The organism is Klebsiella pneumoniae (assembly GCF_000742135.1).
In the GTDB taxonomy this organism is placed as follows: Bacteria; Pseudomonadota; Gammaproteobacteria; order Enterobacterales; family Enterobacteriaceae; genus Klebsiella; species Klebsiella pneumoniae.
In genome coordinates this window covers 5270281-5284261 of sequence record NZ_KN046818.1, presented here as the reverse complement: position 1 = coordinate 5284261, position 13981 = coordinate 5270281, and the positions used below count along the sequence as shown (strand labels likewise).

The 13981-nt window shown below is 52.3% G+C and carries 11 protein-coding genes, 4 tRNA genes and 2 rRNA genes; 16 read left to right on the top strand and 1 reads right to left on the bottom strand.

Translation table 11 applies throughout. The annotated features are described in order from the left end of the window. From DR88_RS0126880 to birA, 4 genes are all read left to right on the top strand, one after another. Nucleotides 1-75, top strand: a 23S ribosomal RNA gene (locus DR88_RS0126880); the annotation flags it as partial. A 97-nt stretch (nucleotides 76-172) separates the two neighbouring features. Continuing rightward, nucleotides 173-288: ribosomal RNA gene (gene rrf, locus DR88_RS01080) — 5S ribosomal RNA — on the top strand. A gap of 249 nt (nucleotides 289-537) precedes the next feature. After that, nucleotides 538-1566 carry a UDP-N-acetylmuramate dehydrogenase gene (gene murB, locus DR88_RS01085; RefSeq protein WP_004873277.1) on the top strand — a complete coding sequence of 343 codons (1029 nt, stop codon included), beginning with the start codon at nucleotides 538-540 and terminating at the stop codon, nucleotides 1564-1566. After that, nucleotides 1563-2525 (top strand): bifunctional biotin--[acetyl-CoA-carboxylase] ligase/biotin operon repressor BirA, encoded by a 963-nt coding sequence (birA, locus tag DR88_RS01090; RefSeq protein WP_002883521.1) that lies wholly within the window; start codon nucleotides 1563-1565, stop codon nucleotides 2523-2525. The genes murB and birA overlap by 4 nt, the downstream gene beginning before the upstream one ends. A 25-nt stretch (nucleotides 2526-2550) precedes the next feature. Here the strand turns inward: birA and coaA are convergent, their stop codons facing one another. After that, a complete protein-coding gene (gene coaA / locus DR88_RS01095; protein ID WP_002883524.1) occupies nucleotides 2551-3501 on the bottom strand; it encodes a type I pantothenate kinase in 951 nt (316 codons plus the stop codon). A gap of 428 nt (nucleotides 3502-3929) precedes the next feature. Here coaA and DR88_RS01100 point away from each other — a divergent pair. From DR88_RS01100 to rpoB, 12 genes are all read left to right on the top strand, one after another. Continuing rightward, nucleotides 3930-4005: transfer RNA gene (locus DR88_RS01100), tRNA-Thr, on the top strand. 10 nt (nucleotides 4006-4015) lie between these two features. Continuing rightward, nucleotides 4016-4100 (top strand) — tRNA-Tyr (locus tag DR88_RS01105). A 115-nt stretch (nucleotides 4101-4215) separates the two neighbouring features. Then, a tRNA-Gly gene (locus tag DR88_RS01110) sits at nucleotides 4216-4290 on the top strand. Between the two features lie 5 nt (nucleotides 4291-4295). Further along, a tRNA-Thr gene (locus DR88_RS01115) sits at nucleotides 4296-4371 on the top strand. A 115-nt stretch (nucleotides 4372-4486) separates the two neighbouring features. Continuing rightward, nucleotides 4487-5671, top strand: coding sequence for an elongation factor Tu (tuf, locus tag DR88_RS01120; protein WP_004174069.1), 1185 nt, complete (start codon nucleotides 4487-4489; stop codon nucleotides 5669-5671). A 336-nt stretch (nucleotides 5672-6007) separates the two neighbouring features. Next, on the top strand, nucleotides 6008-6391 hold the full coding sequence (gene secE, locus DR88_RS01125) for a preprotein translocase subunit SecE (RefSeq protein WP_002883772.1): 384 nt from the start codon (nucleotides 6008-6010) through the stop codon (nucleotides 6389-6391). A 1-nt stretch (nucleotide 6392) separates the two neighbouring features. After that, entirely contained in the window at nucleotides 6393-6938 is a 546-nt protein-coding gene (gene nusG / locus DR88_RS01130) for a transcription termination/antitermination protein NusG (protein ID WP_001287521.1), read from the top strand. Nucleotides 6939-7094: 156 nt separating this feature from the next. Beyond that, a complete protein-coding gene (gene rplK, locus DR88_RS0126875) occupies nucleotides 7095-7523 on the top strand; it encodes a 50S ribosomal protein L11 (RefSeq protein ID WP_002884034.1) in 429 nt (142 codons plus the stop codon). A gap of 3 nt (nucleotides 7524-7526) precedes the next feature. After that, a complete protein-coding gene (gene rplA, locus DR88_RS0126870; RefSeq protein WP_002884036.1) occupies nucleotides 7527-8231 on the top strand; it encodes a 50S ribosomal protein L1 in 705 nt (234 codons plus the stop codon). 413 nt (nucleotides 8232-8644) lie between these two features. Further along, entirely contained in the window at nucleotides 8645-9142 is a 498-nt protein-coding gene (gene rplJ, locus DR88_RS0126865; RefSeq protein ID WP_025862008.1) for a 50S ribosomal protein L10, read from the top strand. A 66-nt stretch (nucleotides 9143-9208) separates the two neighbouring features. Further along, a complete protein-coding gene (gene rplL, locus DR88_RS01135; protein ID WP_002884142.1) occupies nucleotides 9209-9574 on the top strand; it encodes a 50S ribosomal protein L7/L12 in 366 nt (121 codons plus the stop codon). A gap of 324 nt (nucleotides 9575-9898) precedes the next feature. Next, nucleotides 9899-13927 carry a DNA-directed RNA polymerase subunit beta gene (gene rpoB, locus DR88_RS0126860; protein ID WP_004901914.1) on the top strand — a complete coding sequence of 1343 codons (4029 nt, stop codon included), beginning with the start codon at nucleotides 9899-9901 and terminating at the stop codon, nucleotides 13925-13927. The last annotated feature ends 54 nt before the right edge of the window (nucleotides 13928-13981 follow it).

Below are 13981 nucleotides of genomic sequence, written 5' to 3'. Positions count from 1 at the left end.
CGTTGATAGGCCGGGTGTGTAAGCGCAGCGATGCGTTGAGCTAACCGGTACTAATGAACCGTGAGGCTTAACCTTACAACGCCGAAGATGTTTTGGCGGATTTGAGAGAATTTTCAGCTCTGATACAGATTAATCGATACGCCGGTGAGATGTATTGATAAAACAGAATTTGCCTGGCGGCACTAGCGCGGTGGTCCCACCTGACCCCATGCCGAACTCAGAAGTGAAACGCCGTAGCGCCGATGGTAGTGTGGGGTCTCCCCATGTGAGAGTAGGGAACTGCCAGGCATCAAACAAGTGAAGAGCCCATCCTGCCGGATGGGCTTTTTGCGTTTCTGTCGTCCGGCCAGCGTGCCGGCATGTCTCCCCGGTGGCGCTGCGCTTACCGGGGCTACGGGCCTGTCGCGTTCTGTAGCCCGCACCGGTACACCACATCACCACCGGTAACGCCCCGCAATATCATTGCCCCTGTAATCAGACAAGCCTTCCCCCGCCAGATACGATAAACTAACGCCGATTTTGCATCAGGAAGCCACTATGAACCACTCCCTCAAACCCTGGAATACCTTTGGCATTGAACGCTTCGCCAAGACGATAGTACGCGCCGAAACTGAGCAACAGTTGCTAAGCGCCTGGCAAACCGCTGCCGCGGCAGGCGAACCCACGCTGATCCTTGGGGAAGGCAGTAATGTCCTGCTTCTGAACGACTATGCCGGTACGGTGATCCTCAACCGGATTATGGGGATCGAGGTGAGCGAAACGCCGGAAGCCTGGCGCTTGCACGTCGGCGCCGGCGAAAACTGGCATCAGTTGGTGCAGTTCACGCTACAGCATGCGATGCCAGGTCTGGAAAATCTGGCGTTAATCCCTGGCTGCGCAGGATCTTCGCCGATCCAGAATATTGGCGCCTACGGCGTTGAGCTACAGCGGGTTTGCGAATATGTTGACTGCATTGAGCTGGAAACCGGGCGTAAGCAACGTCTTTCAGCCGCGGAATGCCGTTTTGGCTATCGCGACAGTATCTTCAAACATGAATATCAGGACCGCTATGCCATCGTCGCGATTGGCTTATCGTTAGCGAAAACATGGCAGCCTGTACTGAGTTACGGTGATTTAACGCGTCTCGATCCGCAGACCGTCACGCCGCAGCAGGTATTTGATGCGGTCTGTCATATGCGAATGACTAAATTGCCGGATCCAAAGATTAACGGTAATGCCGGCAGCTTTTTTAAGAACCCGATCGTCAGCGCTCAGGTTGCGAAAGCGCTGCTGGCGCAGTTCCCTCATGCACCGCACTATCCGCAGGCAAATGGCAGCGTCAAGCTGGCCGCTGGCTGGCTAATCGATCAATGTGAGCTCAAAGGACAACGCATCGGCGGCGCGGCCGTTCATCGACAGCAGGCGCTGGTACTGATTAATGAAGATCGAGCGACCAGCGAGGATGTGGTAAAACTTGCTCATTATGTTCGCCAGCGGGTGGGTGCGAAATTCGATGTATGGCTTCAGCCCGAGGTGCGCTTCATTGGCACGCATGGTGAAGTCAACGCAGAGGAGAGCATTGCGTGAAAGACCATACTATCCCTTTAACGCTAATTTCTATCCTTGCTGATGGCGAGTTTCACTCTGGCGAACAGCTTGGTGAGCAGTTAGGCATGAGCCGGGCGGCGATTAATAAGCACATCCAGACCTTACGTGACTGGGGCGTCGATGTGTTTACTGTGCCGGGCAAGGGTTACAGCCTGCCGGAGCCTATTCATCTATTAGATGAGAAAAAGATTTCTCAAGAGATAGACCATGGTCGAGTGACGGTCCTTCCCGTCATCGACTCTACTAACCAGTATTTGCTGGACAGGCTTGATGAGCTGACGTCCGGAGATGCCTGTGTGGCTGAATATCAGCAAGCAGGGCGAGGCCGGCGAGGCAGAAAATGGTTTTCGCCCTTTGGCGCGAATCTCTATCTCTCGATGTACTGGCGTCTGGAGCAGGGCCCGGCAGCGGCTATTGGCCTAAGCCTGGTGATCGGTATTGTGATCGCTGAAGTTCTGCAGCAGCTCGGGGCCGAACAGGTTCGCGTGAAATGGCCAAACGATATTTACCTGCAGGATCGTAAGCTGTCAGGGATCCTCGTGGAACTGACGGGGAAAACGGGCGATGCCGCACAAATCGTCAGCGGCGCGGGTATCAACCTTGTGATGCGTCGCGTGGAGTCTGATGTCGTCAATCAGGGGTGGATCAGCCTTCAGGAAGCGGGGGTGGTCATCGACCGTAACCTCCTCGCCGCGCGCCTGATTAAAGAGCTGCGCCTGGGACTGGAGCTGTTCGAGCAGGAAGGATTGGCTCCCTATCTACCGCGCTGGGAAAAACTGGATAACTTTATTCATCGCCCGGTGAAACTGATTATCGGTGATAAAGAAATTTACGGCATTTCGCGTGGCATTGACGCCCAGGGCGCACTATTGCTGGAGCAGGATGGTGTAATAAAAGCCTGGGTGGGTGGTGAAATATCATTGCGCAGTGCAGAATAAAAAAGGGAGCTTCGGCTCCCTTTTTTTATTTACGTAAGCGTACCTGATTCACTGAGTGATTGGCGCTCTTAGTCATGATCAGGCTGGCGCGCTCGCGAGTTGGAAGAATATTTTCTTTAAGATTCATTAGGTTGATTTCATTCCATAGCGAAGTGGCAATATCTACCGCTTCTTCCTTCGAGAGCTTAGCGTAATTATGGAAATAGGAATCCGGATCGGTAAACGCCCCTTCCCGGAATTTAAGAAAGCGGTTGATATACCAGCTTTTCAATAATTCTTCCGGGGCATCGACATAAATAGAAAAGTCGACAAAATCGGAAACGAATACATGATGGGGATCGTGCGGATAATCCATTCCACTTTGCAGAACATTCAGCCCTTCAAGAATTAAAATATCCGGTTGCGCGACGGTTTTGTCACCGTTGGGAATAACATCATAAATCAGATGGGAATAAACCGGCGCGGTTGCCTGCGGTACCCCTGATTTGAGATCGGAGACAAACTTCACCAGGCGATGCATATCATAGGACTGCGGAAAGCCTTTTTTCTTCATTAACCCACGTTCTTTTAAAACCGAGTTAGGGTGCAAAAAACCGTCGGTGGTAATGAGTTCGACATGGCGATGCTCCGGCCAACGACTAAGCAAAGCTTGCAGAACGCGGGCGGTGGTGCTTTTTCCTACCGCAACGCTGCCAGCGATACTGATAATATAGGGAATTCGCTGACCATTGGTGCCAAGAAATTGTTCGAGAACAGCCTGGCGACGCAGGTTAGAACTGATATAGAAGTTGAGCAAACGCGACAGCGGCAAATAGATCTCGGCAACCTCTTCCAGAGAGAGATCTTCGTTGATGCCTTTTAACCGCGTGATTTCTTCCTCGGTTAACGTCATCGGGACAGAATCACGAAGTGCAGCCCATTGGTGGCGGTTAAATTGTAGGTACGGTGTCATTAACGTCTGCTCTTTTTGGCTCATAAGCATGTTCTTACTATCACCGAATACCTTGAAACGGTGATGCTTCACACGAGTTAATCAGGACAATGGGCAGGAGGGTAACACCAGATTGCCGGGAATAATAAGAAAAAAACTCATTGAATGCTGCTTTCTCGCGCCAGCATCACAAGAGAAGAATAAGTTTCTTATTCTTTGCAAAGCATGGCCTTTGCTAACAGGCTAGGCTAGCGGCCTGAATCCTTTCCGTCAGCGGTCAGCATGCGATAGAGGTAACCGGAGATGATCGGACAGCGCCTGAAGCGCCGAATTGTTGGCGAATATTTGCACTTCGCTGCTTGAAATTACACCGTTTTTTCGCGTGAGAGCACAAAATGTGAGCAAGAGAACGTTTTATGCAAATTTTTAGTTGCATGAACTCGCTCCTCTCCCTAGAATGCGCGCTACTTGATGCCGACTTAGCTCAGTAGGTAGAGCAACTGACTTGTAATCAGTAGGTCACCAGTTCGATTCCGGTAGTCGGCACCATAACAATTTGGGTGGGGTTCCCGAGCGGCCAAAGGGAGCAGACTGTAAATCTGCCGTCATCGACTTCGAAGGTTCGAATCCTTCCCCCACCACCACTTTCTGGCGACGCTTTGCGGAGCCGGAGTTGGTTGGGTAAACTAATCAGCTCAATACTAAAGAGAGCAGTCTCTTTAGTATTACAGAAAGAACTGGGTAGCCGAGTTTCAGGATGCGGGCATCGTATAATGGCTATTACCTCAGCCTTCCAAGCTGATGATGCGGGTTCGATTCCCGCTGCCCGCTCCAGACGTGCTGATATGGCTCAGTTGGTAGAGCGCACCCTTGGTAAGGGTGAGGTCCCCAGTTCGACTCTGGGTATCAGCACCACTTCTTTTCTCTCCTTCCCTGTTTCTCTTCTGTTATGTTCATTCAACAAGTCGGGCATGTTGCCTGGTTGATGTGGTGATATCACCGATTTATCCGTGTCTTAGAGGGACAATCGATGTCTAAAGAAAAGTTTGAACGTACAAAACCGCACGTTAACGTCGGTACTATCGGCCACGTTGACCATGGTAAAACAACGCTGACCGCTGCCATCACTACCGTACTGGCTAAAACCTACGGTGGTTCCGCTCGCGCATTCGACCAGATCGATAACGCGCCGGAAGAAAAAGCTCGTGGTATCACCATCAACACCTCTCACGTTGAATATGACACCCCGACTCGCCACTACGCGCACGTAGACTGCCCGGGCCACGCCGACTATGTTAAAAACATGATCACCGGTGCTGCGCAGATGGACGGCGCGATCCTGGTTGTTGCTGCGACTGACGGCCCGATGCCGCAGACTCGTGAGCACATCCTGCTGGGTCGTCAGGTAGGCGTTCCGTACATCATCGTGTTCCTGAACAAATGCGACATGGTTGATGACGAAGAGCTGCTGGAACTGGTTGAGATGGAAGTTCGTGAACTGCTGTCTCAGTACGATTTCCCGGGCGACGACACCCCGATCGTTCGTGGTTCTGCTCTGAAAGCGCTGGAAGGCGACGCAGAGTGGGAAGCGAAAATCATCGAACTGGCTGGCCACCTGGATACCTATATCCCGGAACCAGAGCGTGCGATTGACAAGCCGTTCCTGCTGCCGATCGAAGACGTATTCTCCATCTCCGGTCGTGGTACCGTTGTTACCGGTCGTGTAGAGCGCGGTATCATCAAAGTAGGTGAAGAAGTTGAAATCGTTGGTATCAAAGAAACCGCGAAAACCACCTGTACTGGCGTTGAAATGTTCCGCAAACTGCTGGACGAAGGCCGTGCTGGTGAGAACGTAGGTGTTCTGCTGCGTGGTATCAAACGTGAAGAAATCGAACGTGGTCAGGTACTGGCTAAGCCGGGCACCATCAACCCGCACACCAAGTTCGAATCTGAAGTGTACATCCTGTCCAAAGACGAAGGCGGCCGTCATACTCCGTTCTTCAAAGGCTACCGTCCGCAGTTCTACTTCCGTACTACTGACGTGACTGGCACCATCGAACTGCCGGAAGGCGTAGAGATGGTAATGCCGGGCGACAACATCAAAATGGTTGTTACCCTGATCCACCCGATCGCGATGGACGACGGTCTGCGTTTCGCAATCCGTGAAGGCGGTCGTACCGTTGGCGCGGGCGTGGTTGCTAAAGTTCTCGGCTAATCGCTGATAACATTTGACGCAATGCGCAATAAAAGGGCATCATTTGATGCCCTTTTTGCACGCTTTCACACCAGAACCTGGCTCATCAGTGATTTTATTTGTCATAATCATTGCTGAGACAGGCTCTGAAGAGGGCGTTTATACACCAAACCATTCGAGCCTCAGGGCGACGGCTATTCAACTCCTTCTTTGCAACAGCAGGGCAGGGGTGACACCACCGTCAACATTGAAGCAATTTGAATAGTTAAGTGTATAATCCGAAACTTAATTTCGGTTTGGATCGCCTCGCCCCCGCGGGGTGAAATTGTTTGTAGAATACTTCTGACAGGTTGGTTTATGAGTGCGAATACCGAAGCTCAAGGGAGCGGGCGCGGCCTGGAAGCGATGAAGTGGATTATCGTTGCCGTGCTGCTGATCGTGGCGATCGTGGGCAACTTCCTTTATCGTGACATTATGCTGGCGGTGCGTGCGCTGGCCGTGGTTATTCTTATTGCTGCTGCCGGTGGCGTCGCGCTGTTGACGACGAAAGGTAAGGCGACCGTTGCTTTTGCTCGCGAAGCGAGAACCGAAGTTCGTAAAGTGATTTGGCCGACTCGCCAGGAAACGCTGCATACTACGCTGATTGTTGCTGCCGTGACTGCAGTAATGTCACTGATCCTGTGGGGACTGGATGGTATTCTGGTTCGCCTGGTCTCCTTTATCACTGGCCTGAGGTTCTGAGATGTCTGAAGCTCCTAAAAAGCGCTGGTACGTCGTTCAGGCGTTTTCCGGTTTTGAAGGTCGCGTAGCCACGTCGCTGCGTGAACATATCAAATTACACAACATGGAAGAGTTATTTGGCGAAGTCATGGTCCCGACCGAAGAAGTGGTTGAGATCCGTGGCGGCCAGCGTCGCAAAAGCGAACGTAAATTCTTCCCGGGCTATGTCCTGGTTCAGATGGTCATGAACGACGCAAGCTGGCACCTGGTGCGCAGCGTACCGCGCGTGATGGGCTTCATCGGCGGCACCTCTGACCGTCCGGCGCCGATCAGCGACAAAGAAGTCGACGCCATCATGAATCGTCTGCAGCAGGTTGGCGATAAGCCGCGTCCGAAAACGCTGTTTGAACCGGGTGAAATGGTTCGCGTTAACGACGGTCCGTTCGCTGACTTTAACGGCGTGGTGGAAGAAGTGGACTATGAGAAGTCCCGCCTGAAAGTTTCCGTTTCTATCTTCGGTCGTGCGACCCCGGTAGAACTGGACTTCAGCCAGGTTGAGAAGGCGTAAGCCGGCGATCAAAAAAGCAGCGATTTAATCGTTGCATAGGGCGCGAAATTGGCATACAATTTCGCGCCTTTTGTTTTTATGGGCCCGGCCCGTAAAACGATGTTTAATCACGGGGAGCTTCTCTGAAGCGTTAATACCCATTTTGAGGATTTAAGAATGGCTAAGAAAGTCCAAGCCTACGTCAAGCTGCAGGTTGCAGCTGGTATGGCGAACCCGAGCCCGCCGGTCGGCCCAGCACTGGGTCAGCAGGGCGTGAACATCATGGAATTCTGCAAAGCGTTCAACGCCAAAACTGATTCCCTGGAGAAAGGTCTGCCGATCCCGGTTGTTATCACCGTTTACGCTGACCGTTCCTTTACCTTTGTTACCAAGACTCCGCCGGCTGCTGTTCTGCTGAAGAAAGCTGCAGGCATCAAGTCTGGTTCCGGTAAGCCGAACAAAGATAAAGTGGGTAAAATCTCCCGCGCTCAGCTGCAGGAAATCGCGCAGACCAAAGCTGCCGACATGACTGGTGCCGACATTGAAGCGATGACTCGCTCCATCGAAGGTACTGCACGTTCCATGGGCCTGGTAGTGGAGGACTAAGAAATGGCTAAACTGACCAAGCGCATGCGCGTGATCCGTGAGAAAGTTGATGCAACTAAACAGTACGACATCAACGAAGCCATTGCTCTGCTGAAAGAGCTGGCCACCGCTAAATTTACCGAAAGCGTAGACGTTGCCGTTAACCTCGGCATCGACGCTCGTAAATCTGACCAGAACGTCCGTGGCGCAACTGTACTGCCGCACGGTACTGGCCGTTCCGTTCGCGTAGCCGTATTTACCCAGGGCGCAAACGCTGAAGCTGCTAAAGCTGCAGGCGCTGAGCTGGTAGGTATGGAAGATCTGGCTGAGCAGATCAAAAAAGGCGAAATGAACTTTGACGTTGTTATTGCTTCCCCGGATGCAATGCGCGTTGTTGGCCAGCTGGGCCAGGTTCTGGGTCCGCGTGGCCTGATGCCGAACCCGAAAGTAGGTACCGTAACTCCGAACGTTGCTGAAGCGGTTAAAAACGCGAAAGCAGGCCAGGTTCGTTACCGTAACGACAAAAACGGCATCATCCACACCACCATCGGTAAAGTGGACTTTGACGCTGACAAACTGAAAGAAAACCTGGAAGCTCTGCTGGTTGCGCTGAAAAAAGCAAAACCGACTCAGGCGAAAGGCGTGTACATCAAGAAAGTTAGCATCTCCACCACTATGGGTGCAGGTGTTGCAGTAGATCAGGCTGGCCTGAACGCTTCTGCAAACTAATGCCTTTACGTGGGCGGTGATTTTGTCTACAATCTTACCCCCACGATTCTGTCAATAAGACAGACGCTATGCGAGTCATTTGAATTGCAGCAAGGCAGCAATCGAGTGAATCACCGGGAGTGTAGTTAACTACATGACCGGTGTGAACGAGAGCAGCTAACGCCGCTGCGGTTCGAAGGACGAAGTCATAGGAAGAATTTGTTCGTTGGAGCCTGGCCTATCCAGGCCTCCGTCGAAGACCGCAGGTGTTTCGCAAGAAACTTAATCCCCTGCGTAGACGGTGACAGAACGCTAAGATTATTTTTGGATATTCTGGCTTGTTTCTGCTCACCGTATTTAGACGCTCTTTTCGTTGAATTGAGTGAAGTGAGTTCCAGAGCATAGGCTCTGGCAAACATCCAGGAGCAAAGCTAATGGCTTTAAATCTTCAAGACAAACAAGCGATTGTTGCTGAAGTCAGCGAAGTAGCCAAAGGCGCGCTGTCTGCAGTAGTTGCGGATTCCCGTGGCGTAACTGTAGATAAAATGACTGAACTGCGTAAAGCAGGTCGTGAAGCTGGCGTATACATGCGTGTTGTTCGTAACACCCTGCTGCGCCGCGTCGTTGAAGGTACTCAGTTCGAGTGCCTGAAAGACACGTTTGTTGGTCCGACCCTGATTGCATACTCTATGGAACACCCGGGCGCTGCTGCTCGTCTGTTCAAAGAGTTCGCGAAAGCGAATGCAAAATTTGAGGTCAAAGCCGCTGCCTTTGAAGGTGAGCTGATCCCGGCGTCGCAGATCGACCGCCTGGCAACTCTGCCGACCTACGAAGAAGCAATTGCACGCCTGATGGTAACCATGAAAGAAGCTTCGGCTGGCAAACTGGTTCGTACTCTGGCTGCTGTACGCGATGCGAAAGAAGCTGCTTAATCGCAGTTATCTTTGTAAAGCATTCGCTTACGTATAAACTTATTCTGATATTCAGGAACAATTTAAATGTCTATCACTAAAGATCAAATCATTGAAGCAGTATCCGCTATGTCCGTAATGGACGTTGTTGAGCTGATCTCTGCAATGGAAGAAAAATTCGGTGTTTCCGCTGCTGCTGCTGTAGCTGTAGCTGCTGGCCCGGTTGAAGCTGCTGAAGAAAAAACTGAATTCGACGTAATTCTGAAAGCTGCTGGCGCTAACAAAGTTGCTGTTATCAAAGCAGTACGTGGCGCAACTGGCCTGGGTCTGAAAGAAGCTAAAGACCTGGTAGAATCTGCTCCGGCTGCACTGAAAGAAGGCATCAGCAAAGACGACGCTGAAGCTCTGAAAAAATCTCTGGAAGAAGCTGGCGCTGAAGTTGAAGTTAAATAAGCCAACCCTTCCGGTTGCAGCCTGAGAAATCAGGCTGAGGCTGGTGACTTTTTGGTCACCAGCCTTTTTGCGCTGTAAGGCGCCAGTAGCGTTTCACGCTGTTTGACTACTGGTTTGCCTCTCAATGCTTGTTTCTATCGACGACTTAATATACTGCGACAGGTTAGGGTTCCTGGGCTGTGTAAATCGCAATGAAATGGTTTAAGCGTGATAGCAACAGGCATTGCGGAAAGTGTTCCATTTTCCGGTCAACAAAATAGTGTTGCATAAAAAACTGCCCTCTGCGGGCAGATGGGTCGACTTGTCAGCGAGCTGAGGAACCCTATGGTTTACTCCTATACCGAGAAAAAACGTATTCGTAAGGATTTTGGTAAACGTCCACAAGTTCTGGATGTGCCATATCTCCTTTCTATCCAGCTTGACTCGTTCCAGAAGTTTATCGAGCAAGATCCTGAAGGGCAGTATGGTCTGGAAGCTGCTTTCCGTTCCGTATTCCCGATTCAGAGCTACAGCGGTAATTCCGAGCTGCAATACGTCAGCTACCGTCTGGGCGAACCGGTTTTTGACGTTAAAGAATGTCAGATCCGTGGCGTGACTTATTCTGCACCGCTGCGCGTAAAACTGCGTCTGGTGATCTACGAGCGCGAAGCGCCAGAAGGCACCGTCAAAGACATTAAAGAACAAGAAGTCTACATGGGCGAAATTCCGCTCATGACCGACAACGGTACCTTTGTTATCAACGGTACCGAGCGTGTTATCGTTTCTCAGCTGCACCGTAGCCCGGGCGTCTTCTTTGACAGTGACAAAGGTAAGACCCACTCCTCCGGTAAGGTTCTGTATAACGCACGTATCATCCCTTACCGCGGTTCCTGGCTGGACTTCGAATTCGACCCGAAAGACAACCTGTTCGTTCGTATCGACCGTCGTCGTAAGCTGCCGGCTACCATCATCCTGCGCGCGCTGAATTACACCACTGAGCAGATCCTTGACCTGTTCTTCGAAAAAGTGGTCTTTGAAATTCGCGACAACAAGCTGCAGATGGAGCTGATTCCGGAGCGTCTGCGCGGTGAAACTGCCTCCTTCGATATCGAAGCCAACGGCAAAGTGTACGTTGAGAAAGGCCGTCGCATCACGGCTCGTCATATCCGTCAGCTGGAAAAAGACGATATCAAGCATATCGAAGTGCCGGTTGAATATATCGCGGGCAAAGTGGCGGCTAAAGACTATATCGATGAAGCGACTGGCGAACTGATCTGCCCGGCGAACATGGAGCTGAGCCTGGATCTGCTGGCTAAGCTGAGCCAGTCTGGCCACAAGCGTATCGAAACGCTGTTCACCAACGATCTGGACCACGGCCCGTACATCTCTGAAACGGTACGCGTCGACCCGACTAACGATCGTCTGAGCGCGCTGGTAGAAATCTACCGCATGATGCGCCCTGGCGAGCCGCCGACTCGTGAAGCCGCTGAAAGTCTGTTTGAGAACCTGTTCTTCTCTGAAGACCGCTACGATCTGTCCGCGGTTGGTCGTATGAAGTTCAACCGTTCTCTGCTGCGCGACGAAATCGAAGGTTCCGGTATCCTGAGCAAAGACGACATCATCGAAGTGATGAAGAAGCTCATCGATATCCGTAACGGTAAAGGCGAAGTGGACGATATCGACCACCTCGGCAACCGTCGTATCCGTTCCGTTGGCGAAATGGCGGAAAACCAGTTCCGCGTTGGCCTGGTACGTGTAGAGCGTGCGGTGAAAGAGCGTCTGTCTCTTGGCGATCTGGATACCCTGATGCCTCAGGATATGATCAACGCCAAGCCGATTTCCGCAGCAGTGAAAGAGTTCTTTGGTTCCAGCCAGCTGTCTCAGTTTATGGACCAGAACAACCCGCTGTCTGAGATTACGCACAAACGTCGTATCTCCGCACTCGGCCCAGGCGGTCTGACCCGTGAGCGCGCAGGCTTCGAAGTTCGAGACGTACACCCGACCCACTACGGTCGCGTATGTCCGATCGAAACGCCTGAAGGTCCGAACATCGGTCTGATTAACTCCCTGTCCGTGTACGCGCAGACCAACGAATATGGCTTCCTTGAGACGCCGTATCGTAAAGTGACCGACGGTGTGGTTACTGACGAAATTCACTACCTGTCTGCTATCGAAGAAGGCAACTACGTTATTGCTCAGGCGAACTCCAACCTGGATGAAAACGGCCACTTCGTAGAAGATCTGGTTACCTGCCGTAGCAAAGGCGAATCCAGCTTGTTCAGCCGCGACCAGGTTGACTACATGGACGTATCCACCCAGCAGGTGGTATCCGTCGGTGCGTCCCTGATCCCGTTCCTGGAACACGATGACGCCAACCGTGCATTGATGGGTGCGAACATGCAACGTCAGGCGGTTCCGACTCTGCGCGCTGATAAGCCGCTGGTTGGTACCGGTATGGAACGTGCTGTTGCCGTTGACTCCGGTGTTACTGCCGTGGCTAAACGTGGCGGTACCGTTCAGTACGTGGATGCTTCCCGTATCGTTATCAAAGTTAACGAAGACGAGATGTACCCGGGCGAAGCAGGTATCGACATCTATAACCTGACCAAGTACACCCGTTCTAACCAGAACACCTGCATCAACCAGATGCCTTGCGTGTCCCTGGGCGAACCTATTGAGCGCGGCGACGTGCTGGCAGACGGCCCGTCCACCGACCTCGGTGAGCTGGCGCTGGGTCAGAACATGCGTGTAGCGTTCATGCCGTGGAACGGTTACAACTTCGAAGACTCCATCCTCGTTTCCGAGCGTGTTGTCCAGGAAGACCGTTTCACCACTATCCACATTCAGGAACTGGCGTGCGTGTCCCGTGACACCAAGCTGGGGCCGGAAGAGATCACCGCTGACATCCCGAACGTGGGTGAAGCTGCGCTCTCCAAACTGGATGAGTCCGGTATCGTTTATATCGGTGCGGAAGTGACCGGCGGCGACATTCTGGTTGGTAAGGTAACGCCGAAAGGTGAAACCCAGCTGACGCCGGAAGAGAAACTGCTGCGCGCGATCTTCGGTGAGAAAGCGTCTGACGTTAAAGACTCTTCTCTGCGCGTACCGAACGGTGTCTCTGGTACCGTTATCGACGTTCAGGTCTTTACCCGTGACGGCGTAGAAAAAGACAAACGTGCTCTGGAAATCGAAGAGATGCAGCTGAAGCAGGCCAAAAAAGACCTGTCTGAAGAACTGCAGATCCTCGAAGCCGGTCTGTTCAGTCGTATCTACGCGGTGCTGGTCTCCGGTGGCGTTGAAGCTGAGAAGCTCGACAAGCTGCCTCGCGATCGCTGGCTGGAACTGGGCCTGACCGACGAAGAGAAACAAAATCAGCTGGAACAGCTGGCTGAGCAGTATGACGAACTGAAACACGAGTTCGAGAAAAAACTCGAAGCGAAACGCCGTAAAATCACCCAAGGCGACGATCTGGCACCGGGCGTGCTGAAGATTGTTAAGGTATATCTGGCCGTTAAACGCCGTATCCAGCCTGGTGATAAGATGGCGGGTCGTCACGGTAACAAGGGTGTTATCTCTAAGATCAACCCGATCGAAGATATGCCGCACGATGCTAACGGTACGCCGGTAGATATCGTACTGAACCCGCTGGGCGTACCGTCTCGTATGAACATCGGTCAGATCCTTGAAACTCACCTGGGTATGGCTGCAAAAGGCATCGGCGATAAGATCAACGCCATGCTGAAACAGCAGCAGGAAGTCGCGAAACTGCGCGAATTCATCCAGCGTGCTTACGATCTGGGCGCTGACGTTCGCCAGAAAGTTGACCTGAATACCTTCAGCGATGAAGAAGTTCTGCGTCTGGCTGAAAACCTGCGTAAAGGCATGCCGATCGCAACGCCGGTATTCGACGGTGCGAAAGAAGCTGAAATCAAAGAGCTGCTGCAGCTGGGCGACCTGCCGACTTCCGGTCAGATCACCCTGTTTGATGGCCGCACCGGTGAACAGTTCGAACGTCCGGTAACCGTGGGTTACATGTACATGCTGAAACTGAACCACCTGGTCGACGACAAAATGCACGCTCGTTCCACCGGTTCTTACAGCCTGGTTACTCAGCAGCCGCTGGGTGGTAAGGCACAGTTCGGTGGTCAGCGCTTCGGTGAGATGGAAGTGTGGGCGCTGGAAGCATACGGCGCGGCCTACACCCTGCAGGAAATGCTCACCGTTAAGTCTGATGACGTGAACGGTCGTACCAAGATGTATAAAAACATCGTGGACGGCAATCACCAGATGGAACCGGGCATGCCGGAATCCTTCAACGTACTGTTGAAAGAAATTCGCTCGCTGGGCATCAACATCGAACTGGAAGACGAGTAATTCTCGCTCAAACAGGTCACTGCTGCCGGGTTAACGCCCGGCAGCGGAATGTGC